The sequence below is a fragment of the Streptomyces sp. NPDC086077 genome, from assembly GCF_040686175.1.
GTDB lineage: Bacteria > Actinomycetota > Actinomycetes > Streptomycetales > Streptomycetaceae > Streptomyces.
In genome coordinates this window covers 31,062-54,392 of sequence record NZ_JBFBJT010000038.1, presented here as the reverse complement: position 1 = coordinate 54,392, position 23,331 = coordinate 31,062, and the positions used below count along the sequence as shown (strand labels likewise).

The following is a 23,331-nucleotide window of genomic DNA, read 5'->3' as shown; positions in this document are numbered from 1 at the left end:
ACTACGATCCAGCTGCAGCGCGGCAGAACGCTGCGGCGCCCGTTCGGCGCCGCCCTGTTCGACGCCCGCGACCTGAGGGTCGCCCGCCCCACAGATGTTTCACGTGGAACCAACTGAGCTCTGCGGTCGGGGACTTGGCGAGGGGGCCGCGTCCGCAGGAGGAGAGCGATTGCGGATGCAATGGCGAGCAGGGCTCGTGCCTCGTCACGGTAAGGCTGCGGGGATCAGGTGGGGGTGCTTGCGCAAAGGGGGCGCCGCTCGGCGGGGACTCGCGTCGGCTGGGACTCGGGTCGGCTGAGCCTGGGGTCTGAGGTCGGCTGAGTCCCTGACGGGCCGGGCTCTGCTGGTCTCCGGGTCGAGGACCGGGCGAGGGCGATCAAGGCTGGAAGGTGGGAGGGCGGCCGTGAGGACGATCACGGGGGCCGGGCCTTCGCCGAGCAGAGCTGTCCCGGGGGCTACCGCCGGGTAAGGCTGCAGATCTGTTTCGGCGCCGGGGGCATCGGATCGATCAGAGACGAACGAGGGCGCGCCCCCTGCCCGAGTGCGGCCGGTCCGTCCCGACGAAAGAAAGCCCTCCGAACCCGCGTTTCCGCAGTTCGGAGGGCTTCCGTGGTGTGGAGCCTAGGGGAGTCGAACCCCTGACATCTGCCATGCAAAGACAGCGCTCTACCAACTGAGCTAAGGCCCCGAGAAGAGGGACATCCGCCGGAAGTACCGCGTACCGGCAGCGCCGCAGACCAGAGTAGCGGGTCACCCCCGGTATCTCGCAAAAAGATTGGGGGGTCCCCGTGAACGACCACTCTCCGTAAGATGCTCGGCGTGGTTCGCGACAGCGAACCGCCGTTTTAGGGGAAGCGATGGGGAGACGCAATGGACGCCGCACAGCAGGAAGCCACCGCAAGAGCGCGGGAACTGCAGCGGAACTGGTACGGGGAGCCGCTGGGGGCGCTCTTCCGTAAGCTCATCGACGATCTTGGCCTCAACCAGGCTCGTCTCGCGGGGGTGCTGGGACTGTCCGCACCGATGCTGTCCCAGCTGATGAGCGGTCAGCGGGCGAAGATCGGCAATCCGGCCGTGGTCCAGCGGGTGCAGTTGCTCCAGGACCTGGCCGCACAGGTGGCGGACGGCAGTGTGAGCGCGGCCGAGGCCACCGACCGGATGGACGAGATCAAGAAGTCCCAGGGGGGCTCGGTGCTCAGCAACACCACGCATACGACGAACAGTTCGGGAGCGCCGACGGTCAAGCGGGTGGTCCGCGAGATCCAGTCCCTGCTGCGGTCCGTGGCCGCCGCGGGAGACATCATCGACGCCGCGGACACCCTCGCCCCGACCCACCCTGAGCTGGCAGAGTTCCTCCGGGTGTACGGCGCAGGCCGCACTTCCGACGCCGTCGCGCACTACCAGTCGCACCAGAGCTGAACCGGGGGACCGTCGAGGGGCAGGCAACGGGGGAAGCCTGCTCTGAACTGGGACTGAAGGGGACCGCAGGGGGAGGAGCGGCGCACAGCGATGGGTGAGATCTTCGCCGGGCGTTACGAGTTGGTCGACCCGATCGGACGCGGAGGAGTGGGCGCAGTGTGGCGCGCCTGGGACCACCGCCGCCGTCGTTATGTGGCCGCCAAGGTGCTGCAACAGCGCGACGCGCACTCCCTGCTGCGCTTCGTCCGCGAGCAAGCACTGCGGATCGATCACCCCCACGTCCTCGCACCGGCCAGCTGGGCCGCCGACGACGACAAGGTCCTGTTCACCATGGACCTGGTCGCCGGCGGTTCGCTGGTCCATGTCGTCGGGGACTACGGTCCCCTGCCGCCGTCCTTCGTCTGCACCCTCCTCGACCAGCTCCTGTCGGGCCTGGCCGCGGTGCACGCGGAAGACGTCGTGCACCGTGACATCAAGCCCGCCAACGTCCTGCTGGAAGCCACCGGCACCGGGCGGCCGCGGCTGCGGCTGTCCGACTTCGGGATAGCCATGCGGCTGGGCGAACCGCGCTTGACCGAGACAAACCTCGTGGTGGGGACGCCCGGGTATCTCGCGCCCGAGCAGATGATGGGCGCGGAACCGGACTTCCCGGCCGACCTGTTCGCCGTCGGGCTGGTCGCCCTGTATCTGCTGGAGGGCGCCAAGCCGGATGCCAAAGCGCTCGTCCAGTACTTCGCCGAGCACGGGACACCGGGTGCGCCCGCGGGCATTCCGGAGCCGCTGTGGCAGGTCGTGGCCACGCTGTTGCAGCCGGATCCGGTGGCTCGGTTCCGCACGGCCACGGGGGCGCGGAAGGCGCTCGCCGCCGCGGCCGAGCTGCTGCCGGAGCCTGGCCCTGACGACGAGCAGATCGAGATCTTCGACCAAGTCGGGCCACTGCCCCCGGGGTTCGGCGCGAGCGGGCCGCTCACGCCGGGGCGTGGAGCTCGGGCGGTGGGATCGGCCGAGGCCTCGCGAGGCGGAAGCGGTGGTCTGGCGCCCGAGGGTTCGCGTGTGGGGGGCGCATCTGTACAGCCGGAGGTGGCACGGGCGGCAGGCGACGGTCCTTCGCCCGAAGGCTCGCTCCGAGAAGGCGGCTCCGTACCGCCCGGGGGCTCGCGTCCCGAGGGCGGCTCCGTACCGCCCGAAGGATTCCCTCCAGGAGGAGACTCCGTACCGGCCGAAGGCCCGCGTCCGGGCAGCGCTTCCTCCCTGCCGTCCGAGGTAGCGCGTGCGGGCAGCGGTCCGATGGCCCCCGAGGGACCGCAGCTGAGCAGCGGCGGTTTGCCGGCCGGCGTGACGGACGGCCACGCGTCTGAGGATCCGTGGCCCGGCACGGCTTCCGTAGCAGAGGCCGGCGCCCTGGACGTACCCGCTGATCCCCGGCATCAGCCGGCGGCGCCCGCGCAGCCGGCCAGCATGTCCGACACCGGCAGCTTCCACCTCCCCCCGCCTCAGCCGACGGTCACCACTCGCCGAGTCCCCGCAGAGCCCCAAGGCCAGCACCAGCAGCACGGCACACAGCAACCCCAGCACTACCCACAGCCCCAGCACTCCCCAAGACCACAGCACCCTTCCTTCACCTCCCCCCAGCCGTACGCGCCGCGCCATCCCAGCTCGACGCCCCTCCCGGCCCCTTCGATGCCGCCGCAGCGCGCTGATGTCTCTACTGCTTCGTACACCGCTCAAGACCCGCAGGTTCCGCCTTCGGAGCCCCCAATTTCACGAACGCCCGCCGGGCATCGCCGCGCCGGCCGACGCGCCGCCCGGCGCCCCGGCCCACCGGCCAAGGCGGTGGTCCCGCTGCTCGTACTCGCGCTGCTCTGCTACGCAGTGGGGTTCTGGGCGCTGACCCGCATCTGACGGGCACCGCGTATCCGGCCCCCTAGCCCCTCGGCCCACCGCCCACCGCCCACGGCCCACGGCCCACGGCCCACGGCCCAGCCTCGCCCGGCCCACGGCTTCCCGCCCCGGCCTCGCCATGGGCGCCACCACGCCGCCGCCTCCGCCCCAGACGCCTAACCGGCGATCCGCGAAACCGGCGACCCGACTCCCGACCACCCCGCACCCGCCTACCCCGCGCCCCCCGCCCTCCTCCGCGCCGCAGCCGTCCACGCACCGAGCCCCACGAGAATCACGCTGCCCGCGCCGATCCCGCCCACGGCGAGGGCCGTCATGGCCCCGTCACCGCCGTCTCTCTCCTCCGCACCACCGACCGCGGCCCCCGGACCGCCGCCCAGGCCCCCTCCCCGCACGGCGAACAGGCCCTCCGGCACCGACTGCCCCGCGTAACCGGGCCCGCTGTGCGCGTCCCCCTTCATCCCCACCCGCAACGTCAGCCCGAACGGCCCGTCGCCGAACCTCTCGGCCACGTCCGCGGAGAGATGCACCACGAGGTAATAGGCGCCCGCGAAGCGCATCTCGCTCACACGGCCGGTGAAGGAGTGACGGTTGGCATGGTCGACCGGCGGAAGCGGAGCCAGCGCGGCGGTCCGCTGCTTGCCGTCGTAGCCGACGCTCTTGTCCGCGACGAAGGCGCGCACCGGGTTGTAGAGGGAGAAGTCCAGCGCGCTGCTCACGTAGCCGGAATCTGCGGAGGCCGTGCCGAGTTCGGCCGTGGCGGACACTTGCCGGCCCCAGTCGACCGGGACCTCGTAGAAGAGCGTCTGCCCGGGTGCGATGTCGTCGGTCCAGACGCCCTGCCCCAGAGAGGCCGCCGTAGCGAACCCAGCGCCGCCCCGACGCTGTTGGGGCTCGTCCGTGGGCGGGGCGGGCGTGCCGGAGTCCCAGTCCTGAGGGGCCTCCGTGGCACCGCCCTGCGCCAGCCCGGGCTCCTGGACCGCGGTGAGCTCCAGATCCCAGTCGGCCGGCGGGAAGTCCGCCGTGCCCGCGCGTTCGACGACCACGTAGTACGTGCCCGCGCTCTGGCAGCGGGTTCCGCCGGCCTCCCGCGAGCCCCCCGCCGCGATCGGATGCGGGCTGCGGGCGGCCCCGAAGGTGGTCGTCTCGGACGAGCAGGACCTGCCGTCGGCGTCCTGCACGGACACCCTGATGCCCTCGATCGCGGAGACGGTGGCGTCCGGGTCGGGTACGGCGGTGGCGGAGACGTACGCGTTCGAGGTGGCGTCGAGTACGAGGCGGTAGTACGCCTCGCCGCTGCCCGGCAGGGTGCTCCGGTACGTACGGCCTGGCTCCAGGCGTACGGCGTCGGTGGTACCCCCGGCGGCGGGGACCGTCCGGGCGTCTTCCGCGAACGCATAGGAAGAGGACGACGAATATGACGCGGACGCGGAGGACGACCCACTCGGCGTCGCCCCAGCAGCAACAGCAACCCCGGAAAATTCCGTGAGCCCCGATAGTCCCGATAGTCCCGGAAGCCCTACCAGGCCCACCGAACCCGGTAGCACCAACAGCACCCCCGGCAGCCCCCCAGCCACCGCACGCCCCCACTCTGTACACCGCCGCCCGATCACGTGCAACCCACCCCCGGGAGTTCCGACCTCGAATCGTCCGTGCCTGGCACATCCTGCCCCGCGGGTCCCTCGGCGAGCACCCGCGTACACGCAAAACCCCGACCGCGAGGCGGCCGGGGTCTGTTCAGATTCGGTTGTCGGTACTCACGAACCCGTGGGCACGGAGTCAGTCGCCTCCGTCCACAGATCCTGCTCGGCGCGATCCGCCTGGATCTGGCGGTACACGAGGAGCCCGCCGATGGCGGCCAGTGCGACCAGGAGAAGCTTCTTCACCGCGCGACCTCGTCTTTCCTTGACGTAGGGGACCTCTGGCGCCCGACTATACACACCGGCCGATATCGATCGGTGACCTGCGTGGGCGCCCCAACTTCCCACCGGAACCGCGCACTAGAAGCGAAGCCGGAAGCGCACTCACAGCGGACGACGCCACTCCGATCCGAGGGTGATCACCTCCTCACGGACGGTGAAATTTGTCCCATGTCCGCGACTATCGCCCTCTTTCATGTCTTTTCTGGCCCCTTGCGTCCATCCGGGTGGTGTTCATCGGAAGATCCACGCGCCGTGAGCGTTGGTCCAACACTTCGCGAGCCTCATACACATCATGAGGAAAGTACGCAAATCGCCCAACCCGAAAGTGAGGGGCCATGGCCCGGAACTCGGTCATGAAACTGTGGAACATCCTCGTCACCGCCTTCCTCGCGCTGTTCACGGCGCTCGGACTCATCACCACCTCCGCCGCCGCGGCGGTACCGCAGCCCGAGCCGGCTCGCAACAGCGCCGCGAGCATCACACTGCCGACGACGATGTCTCCCTGGGCCTGGGTACATGCCAGGTCACTGCCCCCCACGATGAAACAGCGCATCCGGGCCGAGGCTCACGGAAAGTCCCCGAGCTGCCGGAACCGCCCGCTCGCCGAGACCGACCAGACCGCTTCCGCCGACGCCCCGGAGACCGCCACCGCCGCGCGGACCGACGACTGCGACGCGGAGACACCCCTCGCCTCCGGCCCCGAGTCGATGCCCCTCCAGCGCTGAGGTCGCCGTACCGCCTCCTCTTATCTTTCTGCTCCTCCTGCTCCCCCGCCCCTTCCATCCCTCTCTCTTCACCCTGTCGTCGCGGCGAACTTGCGTACCCCGCGTCCAAGCCGAGGCCTGGCCACTCCCCACAGTGGCCGGGCCTTCGTGTTGCCCGCCCGCTCCCCCTCCGGACGCGGCACCCCTGCCGACCCGTCTTCTGCCAACCCGCTTTCTGCAACCCTTTCTGCAACCCGCTTTCTGCGGAGCGTCTTCTTGTCGTTCATCCCCCCTGCCACATCACCGTCCCTGCGGCAACCGCGGCGCCAGCCCGTCGAGGACCACCTCCAGGTCGGACAGACCGCCACTTCAGCGGCGGTTAGCTCTTCCTCGCCCCGGTGCAGATCGGCAACGGCGGCCTGCTGCCGGTGCTGACCCGGTCCCGGACCGACACCCGCCCACGGAACCGGAGCGCATCGTCTGGCCGACCGGAACGGGACTGCGGCGGGCGCTTCCCTCAGCGGGAGGCGCCCGCCGCACGGCGTAGGCCTCCAGAGGGGCGGGCCGCGCATGAGCACGCCACCCCAGGCCGGCTCTGGGAAAATGTACGACGACCCCCACGACGGCCGCCCCCTACGCCGCCCCCGTCACGTGGAGAGGAACGCCCGTGGACTTCGACGTTGTCGCCGACGAGCTGTACGGGCTGCGGCCGGAGCACTTCACGACCGCCCGCGACACCCACGCGGCGGCGGCCCGCAAGGCCGGCGACCGCGCCCTCGCCGAGAAGATCAGCAAGCTGCGCCGCCCCAGCCTGTCGGCATGGGCCGGCAACCTCCTGGTCCGTGAGCAGCCGGACGAGGTCGAACCACTGCTGCGACTCGGGGAGGGCCTGCGCCAGGCACACCATGACCTGGACGGCGCCCAACTGCGCGAACTCATACGCCGGCAACGCGTCCTTGTCAGCACCCTGTCCCGCCAGGCCGCCCAACTCGCCGCACAGGCAGGCCGCCCGATCACGCCGGACGCCCAACGGGAGGTCGAGAACACCCTGCAGGCCGTCCTCGCCGACCCGGACGCGGCCCGGCAGTGGGCCGCGGGCAGGCTGGTCAAACCGCTCGACGCCGCTGTCGGCTTCCCTGCGGTCGCACAGGATGCCGTACGGCCCGCTCCTGCCGTGTCCGAGGCGCCACCGCCGACCGCCCGCCGCGAGCGCGCGGCGGACGAGACCAGGCGGGAGCGCCTGACGAAGGCGCGCGAGGAGGCCGGCACCGCCGAGAACGACCTCCGGGCCGCGGAAGAGGAGGCGACGGTGGCCGCCCGCGACGCGCGGAGCGCCAAGAACCACACCGACCAGCTGAGACAGCGCGTCAGCAGCCTGGCCGAGGAGCTGGCACGGGCCGAGGAGGAACACCGGCAGGCCGCCGCGGCCGAACGTCAGGCCAGGGAGCGCACGCGCTTCGCCGACCGCCGCGTGAGTGAGGCCCGACGCCGGGCCAAGAGTGCGGCCGCACGCGTGGAACGCCTGACAGCAGAAAGCCACTGAGGCCCGCCGCAGCCCGTACAGGCGAAGATCACTCAGCCCGGCCGAACTCCGCAGACCCGGACGGCACAGAAGACCCCGCAGACGCCGAAGACACGGAAGCCACAGCAGCCAAGGAAGCCACGAAGGACGCAGGCACCGAAGGTGCGGGAGCCGCGGAAGTCGCGGGAGTCACGGCAGGCACAGCAAACGCGCGTGGCACCGAAGCCCGCGCACCCCGCCGACCCGCCACCCGGCATCCAAGGCACCCCGCATGCCCCGCCCGCGCGCCCGCATCACGAACCCGCACCCCCCACTGATCCTTGGGCCGCGGCCCGGGCGGCTTCCCCCACCCGGCGAGATGCAGGCCCCATGTGAGGAGTGCGGCCACGACCACGACGCCCGCCCCCAGCCAGAGCCCCGGCCGCCACCCGCCCACACCGAAGCCCAGAACCGCGCACCCCACCGTGGCAACGGCGACCCCCGACCACCCGGCGATGGTGTGCCCCTCGTCAAACTGATGTCCACCCACGTCTGTCACCCCTCGGCCACGTCCGTCAATGCCTACACTGCCTTAGCAGGTAAGCAATTTAACTTAGAAACTAAGGGATTTCAATGGAGGGCTCGCCCCAACCCCCCGCACCCGTCTGGGCCGCGATCAACGCGATGGACGACTTCGTGGCGACGGCCATGTTCGGCCAGCAGGAATTCGCCCGGAACCTGGGCCTGAGCGTCACGGACCTCATCTGCTTCGCGTACGTCCTCCAGGCCGGCCCCGACTCCCCCCTCACCGCCGGCGACCTGGCGGAGCGCGCGCATGTCACGACGGGCGCCGTGACCGGCATCCTGAACCGCCTGGAGCGCGGCGGATTCGTGACGCGGCAGCCGGACCCCGCCGACCGCCGCCGCGTGCGCGTGGCCGCCGTCCCGGCCGCCGCCGAGCGCGTACGCGCCATCTACGAGCCGTACTACGTGCTCCTGGCAGACCTCTTCACGCGCTACACGCCGGACGAGACCGCCGTGATCGCCGACTGGTTCACCCGCGCCGGCACGCTGGCACGCACGTACCTGGAGGAGTCCCGCGAGGGCACCCGCGCCGACCCCGGCGCTCGATGATCAGGGCCCCTAGCGGGGTCCCCGCCGTGGCGGACGCAACAAGGCCCACATGGCAAGCCACTGGGCCTGGTGTCTGAATCGCCCGGCGATCCGCCGAGCCGTGGACCGGCGCAGCGTGCACAGCCATACGTAGCTGGTCAGGGAGATACAGAGCGCTCCCCAACTCTGCCTGCACAACGTCCAGACGGAAGGGTCTTGGCCGGTACCCAGGTAGAGCGACCACAGCGGGAGCGAGGCCAGTCCCAGCGCGACCAGGCCGGCCCGGAACACCTGACCACGGATCGCCCACCGGGAGGCCCAGAAGCCGACCGGAATCTGGATCACGACATGGAGCATCAGGAACCAGATCATCTGGCTCAGTACTTCGAGATGGCTTCGGCCGGACCCGGCCGGAATCAGAAGGAAGCCGACGAACAGCACCATGCCGCTCAAGTGCATGGCGGCGATGTTCAGCGGAACATGCCACGCCCCGACCCAGTGACGCTCGCTGTCACCCACCCCGCACCGCGCCCTCCCCTGAGTCGTGGCCGCCCCCACCGCCAGGTACCAGAAACCCCGGCACGGTGGTGTCAAAAGACCCCCAGCCCTAGTGGACTGGGGGTCTTCTCGCTGGTGGGGCTAACAGGATTTGAACCTGTGGCCTCATCCTTATCAGGGATGCGCTCTAACCAACTGAGCTATAGCCCCGCCGCGCTCTGCGGTGTGTGTCCCGCGCGCTGACTCCTGAAGATTAGCGCACGACTGCGGCACTCCCAAAATCGATGGTCGCGGGACGTTTAAGAGACCGTCACTCGTCCTCTGCCAGCGTCAGCTCCACCCCGCCGACGAAGCCCGCGGAGAGGTTGTAGATGAACGCGCCGAGCGTCGCCAGCGCCGTCGCCAGGACGACGTCGATGACCGCGATGATCGCCGTGAACATCAGGACGTTGGGCAGCGACAGGAACGCCTGCAGGTCGAAGCCGTTCGACTCGTTCGAGCCGGTCGCCTCGGAGATCGTGCCGCCGACCGTGGAGAAGACGCCCATCGCGTCCATGACCATCCACAGCACCGCCGAGGCCACGATCGTGCAGATGCCCAGCGCGATGGAGAGCAGGAAACTGACCTTCATCACCGACCAAGGGTCGGCCTTGGCCACCCGCAGCCGCGCCTTGCGCACCCGCGGCGTGGTGCGCGCGCCGGTGCGCGGCCGGCGTACCGCGTTCCCGGCCCCGGGAGCGGCGGGGTAGGCCTGCGGCGGGTGGTACGGCCCGGAGGCCTGCTGCTCGGCGTGCCGCTCGCCGGGCAACGGGGAAGCCGTCTGCTGGGCGCCCGCCGGCTGCGGCTGGGCGCCCGCTGGGGCGGCCGGGCCCGCTCCAGCCGCGTAGTGCTGGGTCTGCGGGCCACGGGTGTCCGTCACAGTTCCCCCCTGGGATCCATGAGTGTCGGGCGAGTTCGAGGGTGTCTGGGCATCCTTCGCGGGCGACTTGATCGCCCGCAACTGGGTGGTGTGCGGGTCCGTCGCAGACGCGGCGGAGCCACGGCCGCCGCCGTCCGTCTCCGCGCCGGTCGAACTACCGGCCGGGATACCGGTCGATCCGGCGCCCGTGGCTCCGCTCACGCTGACTCACTCCTCGTGCTACTCGGCCGAGGGCGCCTCGCCCTCGTCCGTGCCGGTGGTGACGGCACCCTCCGCGGAGTCGTCGACAGCCAGATCGCCGTCGACCTCTTCCGCCTCGCGTCCCGCCTCGGCGTTACGAGCGATACCGACCACGGCATCGCGCTTGCCCAGATTGATCAGTTGGACGCCCATGGTGTCACGGCCCGTCTCCCTGACCTCGTTGACTCGCGTGCGAATCACACCGCCGGACAGCGTGATGGCGAGGATCTCGTCTGTCTCCTCGACCACCAGCGCGCCGACGAGCGACCCACGGTCCTCGACGATCTTGGCAGCCTTGATGCCGAGGCCGCCGCGACCCTGGACGCGGTACTCGTCGACGACGGTCCGCTTCGCGTACCCGCCGTCTGTGGCAGTGAACACGAACGTACCGGGTCGAACAACATTCATCGAGAGCAGTTCGTCCCCCTCGCGGAAACTCATGCCCTTCACACCGGATGTCGCACGTCCCATCGGGCGAAGCGACTCGTCCGTCGCGGTGAACCTGATCGACTGCGCCTTCCTGCTGATCAGCAGGAGATCGTCGTCCGGTGAAACGAGTTCGGCCCCGATCAGTTCGTCGTCGGATCCGTCCTCCCGCTCGCGCAGATTGATCGCGATGACACCACCCGAACGCGGGGAGTCGTAGTCCTTGAGCGAGGTCTTCTTCACCAGGCCGCCCTTGGTCGCCAGGACCAGGTACGGCGCCGCCTCGTAGTCGCGGATCGCCAGGATCTCGGCGATCGCCTCGTCCGGCTGGAAGGCCAGCAGGTTCGCGACGTGCTGCCCGCGCGCGTCGCGGCCCGCGTCCGGCAGCTCGTAGGCCTTCGCCCGGTAGACACGGCCCTTGTTGGTGAAGAACAGCAGCCAGTGGTGCGTGGTGGAGACGAAGAAGTGGTCGACGATGTCGTCTTCCTTCAGCTTCGTACCGCGCACGCCCTTGCCGCCGCGCTTCTGCGCCCGGTAGTCGTCCGTCTTGGTGCGCTTGACGTAGCCGCCCCGCGAGACCGTGACGACGATGTCCTCCTCGGCGATCAGGTCCTCGATGGACATGTCACCGTCGTAGGGCACCAGCATGGTCTTGCGGTCGTCACCGTACTTCTCGACGATCGCGGCGAGCTCCTCGCTGACGATGCCGCGCTGGCGGACCGGCGAGGCCAGGATCTCGTTGTACTCGGTGATCTTCGCCTGGAGTTCGTCGTGCTCCTGGACGATCTTCTGGCGCTCCAGGGCGGCGAGCCGGCGCAGCTGCATCTCCAGGATGGCGTTCGCCTGGATCTCGTCGATCTCCAGCAGCTGCATCAGGCCCGTGCGCGCGATGTCGACCGTGTCGCTGGCCCGGATGAGGGCGATGACGTCGTCGATGGCGTCCAGGGCCTTCAGCAGGCCGCGCAGGATGTGCGCCCGCTCCTCGGCCTTGCGCAGCCGGAAGCGCGTACGGCGGACGACGACCTCGATCTGGTGGGTCACCCAGTGGCGGATGAACGCGTCCAGCGACAGCGTGCGCGGCACCCCGTCGACCAGCGCCAGCATGTTGGCGCCGAAGTTCGACTGCAGGTCGGTGTGCTTGTAGAGGTTGTTCAGCACGACCTTGGCGACCGCGTCCCGCTTCAGGACGATGACGAGCCGCTGGCCGGTACGGGAGCTGGTCTCGTCGCGCACATCGGCGATGCCGCCGATCTTGCCGTCCTTCACCAGGTCGGCGATCTTCTGCGCGAGGTTGTCGGGGTTGGTCTGGTAGGGCAGCTCCGTGACCACCAGGCACTGGCGGCCCTGGATCTCCTCGACTTCGACCACCGCGCGCATCGTGATGGAGCCACGCCCCGTGCGGTACGCCTCCTCGATGCCCTTGCGGCCCACCACCAGGGCGCCGGTCGGGAAGTCGGGGCCCTTGATGCGCTCGATGAGCGCGTCCAGCAGCTCCTCGTGGCCGGCCTCGGGGTGCTCCAGGTACCACTGGGCGCCGGAGGCGACCTCGCGCAGGTTGTGCGGCGGGATGTTGGTCGCCATGCCCACCGCGATACCGGCCGAGCCGTTGATCAGCAGGTTCGGGAAGCGGGCGGGCAGAACGGTCGGCTCCTGGGAGCGGCCGTCGTAGTTGTCCGTGAAGTCGACGGTCTCCTCGTCGATGTCGCGGACCATCTCCATCGACAGCGGCGCCATCTTGCACTCGGTGTAGCGCATGGCCGCCGCCGGGTCGTTGCCCGGCGAGCCGAAGTTGCCGTTGGAGTCGACGAGCGGCATGCGCATCGCCCACGGCTGGGCGAGGCGGACCAGGGCGTCGTAGATGGAGCTGTCGCCGTGGGGGTGGTAGTTGCCCATGACGTCGCCCACGACGCGCGCGCACTTGTAGAAGCCGCGCTCGGGGCGGTAGCCGCCGTCGTACATCGCGTACAGGACGCGGCGGTGGACGGGCTTGAGTCCGTCCCGGACGTCCGGCAGCGCGCGGGAGACGATGACGGACATCGCGTAGTCGAGGTAGGAGCGCTGCATCTCCGTCTCGAGCCCGACGGGCTCGACGCGGAGGACCTGGCCCTCGGCCTCAGGCGTGACAGGGCCAGAGGAAGTGTTGGGGGTCTCGTCGGCCATAGCTGGTGAAGATCCTTCCTGGTGCGGTCAGCTGAGACCGACTCAGATGTCGAGGAAGCGGACGTCCTTGGCGTTGCGCTGGATGAACTGGCGGCGGGCCTCGACGTCCTCGCCCATCAGGACCGAGAACAGCTCGTCGGCCTGCGCGGCGTCGTCGAGGGTGACCTGGCCGAGGACGCGGTGCTCCTGGTCCATCGTGGTGATGCGCAGCTCCTCGGCGTTCATCTCACCGAGACCCTTGAAGCGCTGGATCGAGTCCTCCCTGATCCGCTTGCCGCGCTGCCGGCCCATCTCGATCAGCGCGTCGCGCTCGCGGTCGGAGTACGCGTAGTCGATGTCCTCCCGGCCCCACTTGATCTTGTAGAGCGGAGGACGGGACAGGAACACGTGCCCCGCCTCGACCAGGGGCCGCATGAAGCGGAACAGGAAGGTCAGCAGCAGGGTGTTGATGTGCTGGCCGTCGACGTCGGCGTCCGCCATCAGGATGATCTTGTGATAGCGGAGCTTCTCGATGTCGAAGTCCTCGTGCACACCCGTGCCGAAGGCGGAGATCAGCGCCTGGATCTCCTGGTTCTGCAGGATCTTGTCGATCCGCGCCTTCTCGACGTTGAGGATCTTGCCGCGGATCGGGAGGATCGCCTGGTACTCCGGGTTGCGGCCGGACTTTGCCGAGCCGCCGGCGGAGTCACCCTCGACGATGAAGATCTCGCACTTGATGGGGTCGTTCGACTGGCAGTCGGACAGCTTGCCCGGCAGCGACGCGCTCTCCAGCAGGCCCTTGCGGCGGGTCAGGTCACGCGCCTTGCGGGCCGCCACGCGCGCGGTGGCCGCCTGGATGCCCTTGCGGACGATGTCCGCGGCCTCGACCGGGTTGCGGTCCAGCCAGTCGTTGAGGTGCTCGTAGACGACCTTCTGCACGAAGGTCTTCGCCTCCGTGTTGCCCAGCTTGGTCTTGGTCTGGCCCTCGAACTGGGGCTCGCTCAGCTTGACCGAGATGATCGCCGTCAGGCCCTCGCGGATGTCGTCACCCGTGAGGTTGTCGTCCTTCTCGCGCAGCAGCTTCTTGTCGCGCGCGTACTTGTTGATCAGCGAGGTCAGCGCGGCGCGGAAGCCCTCTTCGTGCGTACCGCCCTCGTGCGTGTGGATGATGTTCGCGAAGGAGTAGACACCCTCGGTGTAACCGTTGTTCCACTGCATCGCGACCTCGAGGGACAGGTTCTTGTCCCTGTCCTCCGCCTGGAGGTCGATGACCGACGGGTGCACCACGTCTCCCTTGCGGGAGTTGAGGTAGGTCACGAAGTCGACGATGCCGCCCTCGTAGTGGTACTTGACGGTCTTGGGCTCCTGCTTCTCGTCCGCGCCCGCCTCGTCGGCACCGGTCGTGGCCTTGGCCGACTCACGCTCGTCGGTGAGCTTGATCGTCAAGCCCTTGTTGAGGAACGCCATCTCCTGGAAGCGCCGCGAGAGCGTCTCGAAGGAGTAGTCGGTGGTCTCGAAGATGTCGCCGTCGGCCCAGAAGGTGACCGACGTGCCGGTCTCCTCGGTGGCCTCGTGCTGGACGAGCGGTGCCGTCGGGACGCCCATCTTGTAGTCCTGCGTCCAGCGGTGGCCGTCGGTCCTGACCTCGACCGCGACCTTGGAGGACAAGGCGTTCACGACGGATACGCCCACGCCGTGCAGACCACCGGAGACCGCGTAGCCGCCGCCGCCGAACTTGCCGCCCGCGTGCAGAACGGTCAGCACGACCTCCAGGGCCGGCTTGTTCTCGGACGGGACGATGCCTACGGGGATGCCGCGGCCGTTGTCGACGACCCGAACCCCGCCGTCGGGAAGGATGGTGACGTCGATCGTGTCCGCGTGCCCGGCGAGCGCCTCGTCGACGGAGTTGTCGACGACCTCGTACACGAGGTGGTGCAGTCCTCGCTCACCGGTCGAGCCGATGTACATGCCCGGTCGCTTGCGGACCGCGTCCAGACCCTCGAGGACGGTGATGGCGCTGGCGTCGTAAGAGGCCGTGACCTCGCCGCTCGAAGCGGGGGCCGCGGCGGTCACGCCGGCGTCGGTGGACGGGATGTTCTCGTTGGGGTTGCCGGAATCGGCCACGAAGCGCCCTTTCTGGCACAGCACGAGCCGGGCTCGTCGGCGGGTTGCCGGAGCGGCTGCGGCATGTTGCGTTGGTAAGCCTTGTTCAGCGTTGCTCAGCTTTTCCCGGGCGGTCCCCACGATCGGGGCGGGATTGTCTCCCAGTCTACCGGTAGCGCCGACAGTGATGGGGGTTTGCCGGTACCTGAGTCCGCATGTGCCGCCCTGAACCATCCTCCGCCGGGTACCGATATACGGAAGGGGGCTCCAAGAGGCTCACGGAGGCACTCAGCGCTTCCGGGCGTCAACCCTTCGCTACTCCGGCGTCAGGTCAGGATTCGCAACCGCGTGCGGTTGTACGACGATCGGTGCGCGCCTGCGGAAAACCCCTGTCACCGGTTGCCGCAGACGTGACGTGGGTCACCCTCAAGGCGTGATGCAGCTCACTCTGTGACGGGTCCGACTCAGCCGTAGGTGTCGCCGGGGCCGGTGCTCCCCGGGGCGCGCAGGGGGCCGTAGCGAGGGGTGGGGCCGCTGGGGCCCTGCACCTTGATCGCCTTGACCGCGCCGTGGCCGAGATCCTCGTTGAGCCGGGCGACCAGCGTGGGCGCGAGCAGCCGCAGGTTGGTAGCCCAGGCGGTGGAGTCGCAGCGCACGACGAGCACCCGCTCGTCCTCGTCGTACTTCTCCGGGACGCAGTGCTTGGCCACGTCGTCGCCGACGATCTGCGGCCAGCGGCCCATCACACCGCCCACCGCGGCCGGGGCCTCCCAGCCGCGCTCGCTGATCAGCCGGTTGATCGCGGAGCCGAGCGCCATCGGATCGCGCCCGTCGGCGCGTGCGCCGGAGCGCAGGCCGCCGCGGCGCGCCTGCTTCTTCTGCTGCACCGCGTCCCCCCGCGCGCGGGCGGCCTCCTTCGCGGCCCGCAGCGCCACCCGCGCGAGGTCGACGCCGGACGGCTCGGGGGACTTCTTCGGGGCCGCTCCCTCCGCCGTCATGCCCGCTCCACCGCCCCGTCCGCCACGGTGTACCGCGTCCCCGCCAGCACATGCGGTACGTCGTCGTCGACCGCGGCCGTCACCAGCACCTGCTCACCGGGCGCGACCAGCTCGGCCAGCCGCTCGCGGCGGCGGGTGTCGAGCTCGGCGAAGACGTCGTCGAGGATCAGTACGGGCTCGTTGCCCTCGGCGCGCAGCAGGTCGTAGGAGGCGAGCCGCAGCGCCAGGGCGTAGGACCAGGACTCGCCGTGGGAGGCGTAGCCCTTGGCGGGCAGCTCGCCGAGCTTGAGGTTCAGATCGTCCCGGTGGGGGCCCACAAGGGTGACGCCACGCTCGATCTCCTGCTTGCGGGCGTCGGCGAGCGTGGCCATGAGCTGCTCGAAGAGCGCCTCGCGCGCGTGGGCGTCGCCCGGGGACGACGGCTTGTACTCCAGGGCGACCGGTCCGCCGCCGGGGGCCAGTTGCTCGTAGGCCTTGTCGGCCAGCGGCTGGAGCGCGGAGATCAGTTCGAGGCGCTGGGCGAGCAACTCGGCGCCCGCGCGCGCGAGGTGCTGGTCCCAGACGTCCAGGGTGGACAGGTCCATGGAACGGCCGCCGTGCCGCCGGGCGAGCGCGGCCGACTTCAGCAGGGTGTTGCGCTGCTTGAGGACGCGGTCGTAGTCGGAGCGCACGCCGGCCATGCGCGGGGACCGGGCGGTGATCAGCTCGTCCAGGAAGCGGCGCCGCTCCCCGGGATCGCCCTTGACCAGGGCGAGGTCCTCGGGAGCGAACAGCACGGTCCGGACGATGCCGAGTACGTCACGCGGCCTGACCTGCGAGGATCTGTTGATGCGGGCGCGGTTCGCCTTGCCCGGGTTCAACTCCAGCTCGATCAGTTGCTGCCGTTCGCCCTGGCGGATCTGGGCGCGGATCACCGCGCGGTCGGCGCCCATACGGACCAGGGGGGCGTCGGAGGAGACGCGGTGGCTGCCGAGGGTGGCGAGGTAGCCGACGGCCTCGACGAGGTTCGTCTTGCCCTGGCCGTTGGGGCCCACGAAGGCGGTGACGCCCGGGTCGAGCGGGACTTCGACCCGGGCGTACGAGCGGAAGTCGGCGAGCGACAGATGCGTGACGTGCATGGTGGTGCGCCGACCTCCCCCGGTCCGCTGGTACCGGCTGTTTCGGGTTACTTCTTCTCGACCGCGTGGCCGCCGAACTGGTTCCGCAGCGCCGCGATCATCTTCATCTGCGGAGAGTCCTCCTGGCGCGAGGCGAACCGGGCGAAGAGGGAGGCCGTGATCGCGGGCAGCGGCACGGCGTTGTCGATGGCGGCTTCCACGGTCCAGCGGCCCTCGCCGGAGTCCTGTGCATGACCGCGCAGCTTGTCCAGGTGCTCGTCCTCGTCGAGGGCGTTGACCGCGAGGTCCAGCAGCCAGGACCGGATGACGGTGCCCTCCTGCCAGGAGCGGAAGACCTCCCGGACGTCGGTCACGGAGTCGACCTTCTCGAGGAGCTCCCAGCCCTCGGCGTAGGCCTGCATCATGGCGTACTCGATGCCGTTGTGGACCATCTTCGCGAAGTGGCCCGCGCCGACCTTGCCGGCGTGCACGGAGCCGAAGTCGCCCTCGGGCTTGAGCGCGTCGAAGACGGGCCGCACCTTGGCGACGTTCGTGGCATCGCCGCCGTACATCAGCGCGTAGCCGTTCTCCAGGCCCCAGACGCCGCCGGAGACACCGCAGTCGACGAAGCCGATGCCCTTGGCGGCCAGTTCCTCGGCGTGCTTCTCGTCGTCCGTCCAGCGGGAGTTGCCGCCGTCCACGACGACGTCCCCGGGCTCCAGGAGCTCGGCCAGCTGGTCGATGGTCGACTGGGTGGCGGCACCGGCCGGGACCATGACCCACACGACGCGCGGGCCGCCGAGCTTGCCCACAAGCTCTTCCAGGCTGTGGACATCGGCGAGGTCCGGGTTGCGGTCGTATCCGACGACGGTGTGGCCCGCGCGGCGGATCCGCTCGCGCATGTTGCCGCCCATCTTGCCGAGGCCGACGAGACCGAGCTCCATCAGTTGTGTTCCTTAGGTTGCGACAGGTGTTGCGAGGTGGCGTCGGGCACTTTCGTACCCGTGTCCGAGCCTAGACCCGGACGGTCGCGCACATCTGTGGGCATACGCGCTCACGCGTACCGCCCCACCTGCGGCTTCGCAGCCGGTGTTCCACAGGACCGCGAGGGCTGTGGAACACCGGTCTGCCCGGCCCGGCCCGCGTCAGCCGCTGAGCCGCACCGGCATGATCAGGTACTTGTACGCCTCGTCCGCCTCGGCGTCCAGCGCCGGCTTGCCGCTGAGCAGGGCGGGCTTGGTGGACGTCGTGAAGGACAGCTGGGCCACCGGGGAGTCGATGGCGCTCAGGCCGTCCAGCAGGAAGGTCGGGTTGAAGGCGATCGAGATGTCGTCGCCCTCCAGCTGAGCGTCGACCCTTTCCACAGCCTGTGCGTCGTCACTGGAGCCGGCCTCCAGGATCAGCACGCCCTGCTCGAAGCTCAGTCGCACCGGCGTGTTCCGCTCGGCGACCAGGGCCACGCGCTTGACGGCCTCCACGAACGGCGGGGTCTCGATGACGGCGACGCTGTTGAACTCGGTCGGGAACAGCGTGCGGTACTTCGGGAGGTCGCCCTCCAGCAGGCGGGTCGTCGTACGCCGCCCGGCGCCCTCGAAACCGATCAGGCCCTCGCCGGAGCCGGAGCCGGACAGCGCGAGCGTCACGCTGTCACCGCTGGTCAGCGACTTGGCGGTGTCGAGCAGCGTCTTGGCGGGCACCAGGGCGACCGCGGAGGCCTCGGGGTTCTCCGGCTTCCACAGGAACTCGCGGACCGCGAAGCGGTAGCGGTCGGTGGAGGCGAGGGTGACCTTGTCGCCCTCGATCTCGATGCGTACACCGGTGAGCACGGGCAGCGTGTCGTCCCGGCCGGCGGCGATGGCGACCTGGGCGGCCGCGGCGGCGAAGACCTCGCCGGGGACGGTGCCCGTCGCGTTCGGCATCTGCGGCAGCGCCGGGTACTCCTCCACAGGCAGGGTGTGGAGTGTGAACCGCGAGGAGCCGCACACCACCGTCGCCCGTACACCGTCTGTGGAAATCTCCACCGGGCGGTTGGGCAGGGCGCGGGAGATGTCGGCGAGCAGGCGGCCGGAGACGAGGACCGTGCCGTCCTCCTCGACCTCGGCCTCCACCGACACGCGTGCGGAGACCTCGTAGTCGAAGCTGGACAGGCTCAGCTGGCCGTCCTCGGCCTTCAGCAGCAGGCCGGCGAGGACAGGCGCCGGCGGCCGGGCCGGGAGGCTGCGCGCCGCCCAGGCCACGGCCTCCGCGAGTACGTCGCGTTCCACCCGGATCTTCACTGTTGCCGCCTCCTGCTGTTGCCGGCGCTTCTCGCCCTGCCTGGCTTCGTCGTCTGTCTCGGTGTCGCTGGCCCTGGGGAGGGAAGAACACCGGGGACCAGTCTGACGCACCGCACTGACAGTAGGTGCCTCTCGGGGTCAAGTCGTGACGAGGGGCAGCCGGGCGCCGAAGGGCGAGTTGTGCACAGGACCCCCTTCGAAGCGGATTCCCCACTCTCTCTAGTCGGGAGTAGTAGTAGGGGCTGTGGATACCGTGGATAACTGCGTTTGCGCAGCTCAGAGCGGAAATTTTGTCCACGGGCCCTGTGGGCGACGGCGGTGGACAACCGGGGCTGTCTGTGGAGAAAAGAAAGTTCTGCACACCCCGTGCACAGGCCGAGGCGACTTCTCCCCAGCGTCGTCCCCAGCTTTACCCACCTTTCCCACAGCCCAACCTGGCACCTTTGTGTGACGCCTTTCACTCGACTCGGTGATCAGGCGCGTCGCGTTGCCGAACAGTGGACAGTGCTGTGGAGAAGCTGGGGATCGCTGGGGACAACCGCCCCGAGCCTGTGGGTTGCCCGTGGACAACTCCGTGCACAGCTTGTGGATCCGTCGGCCGTCCACAGTCTGTGGAGATCGTTCGTCCACCAATCCACAAGCAGTTGACCTGGTCTGATGGTCTTTCAACAGGCGCGGCTGTGGACACGATCTGGACAACTTCCCAGTCCCCAGCATGTGGACGGGAAAAACTCACCGAATCTGTGGAGAGTGGCCGTAACCCGGCACGTATTCGAACACGGGATGACGGCGGTACGACGAAGGGCGCCCCGGGGATCTCGCCCCGGGGCGCCCTTCGTCGGCCTGTGGCGGCTGCTGTCAGCCGTTCTTGATGCGGTTCGTCAGCTCGGTCACCTGGTTGTAGATGGAGCGCCGCTCGGCCATCAGATTGCGGATCTTGCGGTCCGCGTGCATCACGGTCGTGTGGTCGCGCCCGCCGAACAGCGCGCCGATCTTCGGCAGCGACAGATCCGTCAGCTCACGGCACAGGTACATGGCGATCTGCCGGGCCGTGACGAGCTGGCGGCCCCGGGAGCTGCCGCACAGGTCCTCGACCGTCAGGCCGAAGTAGTCGGCGGTGGCGCTCATGATGGCCGTCGAGGTGATCTCCGGGGTGGAGTCCTCCCCGCCAGGGATCAGGTCCTTGAGGACGATCTCGGTCAGGCCCAGGTCCACCGGCTGCCGGTTGAGCGACGCGAACGCCGTCACCCTGATCAGCGCGCCTTCCAGCTCACGGATGTTCCGCGAGATCCGGGAGGCGATGAACTCCAGCACCTCCGGCGGGGCGTTGAGCTGCTCCTGCACCGCCTTCTTGCGCAGAATCGCGATCCGGGTCTCCAGCTCCGGCGGCTGGACGTCCGTGATCAGACCCCACTCGAAACGGTTCCGCAGCCGGTCCTCCAGCGTCACCAGCTGCTTCGGCGGCCGGTCGCTGGACAGCACGATCTGCTTGTTCGCGTTGTGGAGCGTGTTGAAGGTGTGGAAGAACTCCTCCTGCGTCGACTCCTTGTCCGCGAGGAACTGGATGTCGTCGACGAGCAGGATGTCCATCTCGCGGTACCGCTTGCGGAAGCTGTCGCCCTTGCCGTCGCGGATCGAGTTGATGAACTCGTTGGTGAACTCCTCCGAGCTCACGTACCGCACGCGCGTGCCCGGGTACAGGCTCCGCGCGTAGTGTCCGATCGCGTGCAGCAGGTGGGTCTTGCCGAGCCCCGACTCCCCATAGATGAAGAGGGGGTTGTAGGCCTTCGCCGGCGCCTCCGCGACGGCCACGGCGGCCGCGTGCGCGAAGCGGTTCGAGGCGCCGATGACGAACGTGTCGAAGAGGTACTTCGGGTTCAGCCGCGCGGTCGGCTCCCCGGGACCGGTCGCCGGCGCGGGCTGCGCGGCCAGCGGGCCGGGGGCGCCGCTGGACACCGGCAGCGTGGCGCCGGCCGGACCGCGGTGCACCTGGCCGCCGCCGACCGACTGCTCGGGCAGTTCCCGGCGGGCGTCGCGCTGGTCGTAGTCACCGCGTGACGGCTCGTACTCGGAGCGCTGCTGGTCGTACGGCCGCTCCCGGCCCTGCGGGCGGTAGTCCTGCGAGGGAGGGCCGTAGTGGTCGCGCGACGGGGGGCCGCCGTACGAGTCCTGCGAGCCGTACGAGTCCTGCGAGCCGTAGGAGTCCTGCGAGTCGTACGACTCCCGTGACGGCGTCGCGTACGGGTCGCGCTCGGGGAAGCCGAGACGCGGCTGCTGCCAGCCGTACTCGTCCTGCTGCTGCCGCGGCCAGGCGCCCGGCTCGGGGCGCTGCTGGTACTCCGACGGATAGGCGGGGCGCGGGTTGGGCAGCTGATCGCCGGGCGAACCCGGGAGCTGCTCGGCGCGGTGCCGGCCGTGGCCGTAGCCCTCGTACTGACCGGACGACGGGAGCTGTTCGGGCTCCTCGTAGCGGTGCTGGTGCTGGGCCGGGGGCGCCGACGGGGAGGGCGGGGGCTCGCCCGCGGAGTCGTCGACGGTGATCGCGATCCGGATCGGGCGGCCGCACTCACGGCTGAGCGTCTCGCTCACGATCGGTGCGAGGCGTCCCTCCAGGACGCCCTTCGCGAACTCGTTCGGTACGGCGAGCAGTGCGGTGTCGGCGACCAGCGCGAGCGGCTGACAGCGCCGGATCCAGTGTTCGTCCTTGGTCTCGACCCCCTGTCCACGGCCCTCACCGAGAAGTTGCTCGAGTACTCGTGGCCACACTGCGGCAAGATCGGCAGGTACGTCAGCCACAGGGCACGCTCTCTCACGGGTCCCACGAACGTGTGGTTGTGGGACGGCTCGGGATGTAAATCGGGTCGGGCGGGGATAAGGGAACGAATCGGAGTCCCGTCACGGTAGTCAGGGCGACGGGTACGGTTCAAGTTGTTGTCCCCAGCCTGTGGACAGTGTCTCCCCGTGACCCTTGGTTTGACCGAATGGCGTAGCCGCGCGTACCGTAACCAGGTCGAGTTGTCGATGGCTGCTGCCGCCTGCCTCCGATGGGCACAGATCGCGTCAAGGTGATCGGAAAGCGGTGCACTCGGGCGTAACGCGAGCTACTCGTGGGCGCACGGTGACAGCCAGGACGGCACCCCGCAAAACCCCGATTTCTTCTGGAGCCCCCGAGTGAGCAAGCGCACCTTCCAGCCGAACAACCGTCGTCGCGCCAAGACCCACGGCTTCCGGCTGCGTATGCGCACCCGTGCCGGCCGCGCGATTCTCGCGTCCCGCCGTAGCAAGGGTCGCGCCCGTCTGTCCGCCTGATTCCGATCAGGTCATGACGTCGTGCTGCCCACCGAGAACCGGCTGAGGCGGCGCGAGGACTTCGCGACCGCGGTACGACGAGGGCGCCGGGCCGGACGCCCACTCCTCGTCGTCCACCTTCGTAGCGGTGCCACGGACCCGCACGCGCCTGGGGAGAGCGCTCCCCGGACACGTGCGGGTTTCGTCGTGAGCAAGGCTGTGGGCGGCGCGGTCGTACGCAACAAAGTGAAGCGCAGACTGCGCCATCTGATGCGTGACCGAGTCGACCTGCTGCCCCCCGGTAGCCTGGTAGTGGTACGAGCGCTGCCCGGTGCGGGCGACGCCGACCATGCACAGCTGGCCCGAGACCTGGACGCCGCCCTGGAGCGGCTACTGGGAGGGGGCGCGCGATGAAGTACCCGCTGCTGGCGCTGATCAAGCTGTACCAGTGGACCATCAGCCCGCTGCTCGGGCCGGTGTGCAAGTACTACCCGTCGTGTTCCCACTACGGCTACACGGCCATTGACCGGCATGGTGCCCTCAAGGGCACCGCACTCACGGCCTGGCGCATCCTGCGTTGCAATCCGTGGTCGCTGGGCGGCGTGGACCATGTCCCGCCGCGCAAGCGTCCGCGGTGGCACGAGATGCTGCGCAACACATGGCGCGCACGCAAGGGCGGGCCCTCCGCCGCCGAAACGGCCACCGAAGAGAACGTTCATTCGAGTTCTTCGAGCGGCGTTCCTTCGAGCCCGGCCGCAGAGACCCCGTCCCATGCCCAAGGAGCATGAT

Annotated in this window: 20 protein-coding genes and 2 tRNA genes; 8 read left to right on the top strand and 14 right to left on the bottom strand. The window is 69.5% G+C overall.

The genetic code is table 11. The features are described from left to right. Positions 1 to 615 precede the first annotated feature (615 nt). A tRNA-Ala gene (locus AB0O67_RS14090) sits at positions 616 to 688 on the bottom strand. A 182-nt stretch (positions 689 to 870) separates the two neighbouring features. Here AB0O67_RS14090 and AB0O67_RS14085 point away from each other — a divergent pair. Then, positions 871 to 1,419 carry a DNA-binding protein gene (locus AB0O67_RS14085; RefSeq protein ID WP_365449609.1) on the top strand — a complete coding sequence of 183 codons (549 nt, stop codon included), beginning with the start codon at positions 871 to 873 and terminating at the stop codon, positions 1,417 to 1,419. 90 nt (positions 1,420 to 1,509) lie between these two features. Further along, a complete protein-coding gene (locus AB0O67_RS14080) occupies positions 1,510 to 3,321 on the top strand; it encodes a protein kinase (RefSeq protein WP_365449607.1) in 1,812 nt (603 codons plus the stop codon). 209 nt (positions 3,322 to 3,530) lie between these two features. On the opposite strand, the gene AB0O67_RS14075 is transcribed toward AB0O67_RS14080, so the two are convergent. Together AB0O67_RS14075 and AB0O67_RS14070 are read right to left on the bottom strand one after the other, a co-directional pair. Then, positions 3,531 to 4,895, bottom strand: a complete 1,365-nt coding sequence (locus tag AB0O67_RS14075) for a hypothetical protein (protein WP_365449605.1) — start codon at positions 4,893 to 4,895, stop codon at positions 3,531 to 3,533. A 180-nt stretch (positions 4,896 to 5,075) separates the two neighbouring features. Then, complete coding sequence (locus AB0O67_RS14070; RefSeq protein ID WP_003999697.1) at positions 5,076 to 5,204, bottom strand: DLW-39 family protein; 129 nt, start codon at positions 5,202 to 5,204, stop codon at positions 5,076 to 5,078. A 371-nt stretch (positions 5,205 to 5,575) separates the two neighbouring features. On the opposite strand from AB0O67_RS14070, the gene AB0O67_RS14065 reads away from it, so the two are divergent. Together AB0O67_RS14065 and AB0O67_RS14060 are read left to right on the top strand one after the other, a co-directional pair. Further along, a complete protein-coding gene (locus AB0O67_RS14065; protein WP_365449603.1) occupies positions 5,576 to 5,965 on the top strand; it encodes a DUF6344 domain-containing protein in 390 nt (129 codons plus the stop codon). A 646-nt stretch (positions 5,966 to 6,611) separates the two neighbouring features. Beyond that, entirely contained in the window at positions 6,612 to 7,487 is an 876-nt protein-coding gene (locus AB0O67_RS14060) for a hypothetical protein (protein ID WP_365449601.1), read from the top strand. 28 nt (positions 7,488 to 7,515) lie between these two features. Here the strand turns inward: AB0O67_RS14060 and AB0O67_RS14055 are convergent, their stop codons facing one another. Continuing rightward, a complete protein-coding gene (locus AB0O67_RS14055; RefSeq protein ID WP_365449599.1) occupies positions 7,516 to 7,995 on the bottom strand; it encodes an HGxxPAAW family protein in 480 nt (159 codons plus the stop codon). A gap of 83 nt (positions 7,996 to 8,078) precedes the next feature. Here AB0O67_RS14055 and AB0O67_RS14050 point away from each other — a divergent pair, with 83 nt between their 5' ends. Next, positions 8,079 to 8,579 (top strand): helix-turn-helix domain-containing protein, encoded by a 501-nt coding sequence (locus AB0O67_RS14050; RefSeq protein ID WP_365449597.1) that lies wholly within the window; start codon positions 8,079 to 8,081, stop codon positions 8,577 to 8,579. Positions 8,580 to 8,588: 9 nt separating this feature from the next. On the opposite strand, the gene AB0O67_RS14045 is transcribed toward AB0O67_RS14050, so the two are convergent. The 10 genes from AB0O67_RS14045 to dnaA form a co-directional block, all read right to left on the bottom strand. Further along, positions 8,589 to 9,077 carry a hypothetical protein gene (locus tag AB0O67_RS14045; RefSeq protein WP_365449595.1) on the bottom strand — a complete coding sequence of 163 codons (489 nt, stop codon included), beginning with the start codon at positions 9,075 to 9,077 and terminating at the stop codon, positions 8,589 to 8,591. A gap of 112 nt (positions 9,078 to 9,189) precedes the next feature. Further along, positions 9,190 to 9,266 (bottom strand) — tRNA-Ile (locus AB0O67_RS14040). 100 nt (positions 9,267 to 9,366) lie between these two features. After that, positions 9,367 to 10,176 carry a DUF3566 domain-containing protein gene (locus AB0O67_RS14035; RefSeq protein WP_365449593.1) on the bottom strand — a complete coding sequence of 270 codons (810 nt, stop codon included), beginning with the start codon at positions 10,174 to 10,176 and terminating at the stop codon, positions 9,367 to 9,369. 18 nt (positions 10,177 to 10,194) lie between these two features. Then, positions 10,195 to 12,801: a DNA gyrase subunit A gene (gene gyrA, locus AB0O67_RS14030; protein WP_365449591.1), complete on the bottom strand. Its 2,607-nt coding sequence runs from the start codon at positions 12,799 to 12,801 to the stop codon at positions 10,195 to 10,197. Between the two features lie 42 nt (positions 12,802 to 12,843). Continuing rightward, positions 12,844 to 14,904: a DNA topoisomerase (ATP-hydrolyzing) subunit B gene (gene gyrB / locus AB0O67_RS14025; RefSeq protein WP_365449589.1), complete on the bottom strand. Its 2,061-nt coding sequence runs from the start codon at positions 14,902 to 14,904 to the stop codon at positions 12,844 to 12,846. 443 nt (positions 14,905 to 15,347) lie between these two features. After that, positions 15,348 to 15,881, bottom strand: a complete 534-nt coding sequence (locus tag AB0O67_RS14020; protein ID WP_365449587.1) for a DciA family protein — start codon at positions 15,879 to 15,881, stop codon at positions 15,348 to 15,350. Beyond that, positions 15,878 to 16,999, bottom strand: a complete 1,122-nt coding sequence (recF, locus tag AB0O67_RS14015) for a DNA replication/repair protein RecF (protein ID WP_365449585.1) — start codon at positions 16,997 to 16,999, stop codon at positions 15,878 to 15,880. The genes AB0O67_RS14020 and recF overlap by 4 nt, the downstream gene beginning before the upstream one ends. Positions 17,000 to 17,046: 47 nt before the next feature. Next, on the bottom strand, positions 17,047 to 17,922 hold the full coding sequence (gnd, locus tag AB0O67_RS14010) for a phosphogluconate dehydrogenase (NAD(+)-dependent, decarboxylating) (protein ID WP_365449584.1): 876 nt from the start codon (positions 17,920 to 17,922) through the stop codon (positions 17,047 to 17,049). Between the two features lie 201 nt (positions 17,923 to 18,123). Beyond that, positions 18,124 to 19,254: a DNA polymerase III subunit beta gene (dnaN, locus tag AB0O67_RS14005; RefSeq protein WP_365449583.1), complete on the bottom strand. Its 1,131-nt coding sequence runs from the start codon at positions 19,252 to 19,254 to the stop codon at positions 18,124 to 18,126. 858 nt (positions 19,255 to 20,112) lie between these two features. Continuing rightward, entirely contained in the window at positions 20,113 to 22,050 is a 1,938-nt protein-coding gene (dnaA, locus tag AB0O67_RS14000) for a chromosomal replication initiator protein DnaA (protein ID WP_365449582.1), read from the bottom strand. Positions 22,051 to 22,425: 375 nt separating this feature from the next. On the opposite strand from dnaA, the gene rpmH reads away from it, so the two are divergent. The 3 genes from rpmH to yidD are packed head-to-tail and all read left to right on the top strand — an operon-like array spanning position 22,426 to position 23,330. Then, positions 22,426 to 22,563, top strand: coding sequence for a 50S ribosomal protein L34 (gene rpmH, locus AB0O67_RS13995; protein ID WP_003956500.1), 138 nt, complete (start codon positions 22,426 to 22,428; stop codon positions 22,561 to 22,563). A gap of 21 nt (positions 22,564 to 22,584) precedes the next feature. Further along, positions 22,585 to 22,956 (top strand): ribonuclease P protein component, encoded by a 372-nt coding sequence (gene rnpA, locus AB0O67_RS13990; protein WP_365449580.1) that lies wholly within the window; start codon positions 22,585 to 22,587, stop codon positions 22,954 to 22,956. Then, positions 22,953 to 23,330 (top strand): membrane protein insertion efficiency factor YidD, encoded by a 378-nt coding sequence (gene yidD / locus AB0O67_RS13985; RefSeq protein WP_365449578.1) that lies wholly within the window; start codon positions 22,953 to 22,955, stop codon positions 23,328 to 23,330. Before rnpA ends, yidD begins: the two co-directional genes overlap by 4 nt. Position 23,331 lies beyond the last annotated feature (1 nt).

Excerpts from the sequence above, each read along its gene's own strand:
- recF (WP_365449585.1), bottom strand. The coding sequence starts at position 16,999 with ATGCACGTCACGCATCTGTCGCTCGCCGACTTCCGCTCGTACGCCCGG.
- AB0O67_RS14080 (WP_365449607.1), top strand. The coding sequence starts at position 1,510 with ATGGGTGAGATCTTCGCCGGGCGTTACGAGTTGGTCGACCCGATCGGA.
- AB0O67_RS14020 (WP_365449587.1), bottom strand. The coding sequence starts at position 15,881 with ATGACGGCGGAGGGAGCGGCCCCGAAGAAGTCCCCCGAGCCGTCCGGC.
- AB0O67_RS14085 (WP_365449609.1), top strand. The coding sequence starts at position 871 with ATGGACGCCGCACAGCAGGAAGCCACCGCAAGAGCGCGGGAACTGCAG.
- AB0O67_RS14050 (WP_365449597.1), top strand. The coding sequence starts at position 8,079 with ATGGAGGGCTCGCCCCAACCCCCCGCACCCGTCTGGGCCGCGATCAAC.
- AB0O67_RS14065 (WP_365449603.1), top strand. The coding sequence starts at position 5,576 with ATGGCCCGGAACTCGGTCATGAAACTGTGGAACATCCTCGTCACCGCC.
- gnd (WP_365449584.1), bottom strand. The coding sequence starts at position 17,922 with ATGGAGCTCGGTCTCGTCGGCCTCGGCAAGATGGGCGGCAACATGCGC.
- yidD (WP_365449578.1), top strand. The coding sequence starts at position 22,953 with ATGAAGTACCCGCTGCTGGCGCTGATCAAGCTGTACCAGTGGACCATC.
- gyrA (WP_365449591.1), bottom strand. The coding sequence starts at position 12,801 with ATGGCCGACGAGACCCCCAACACTTCCTCTGGCCCTGTCACGCCTGAG.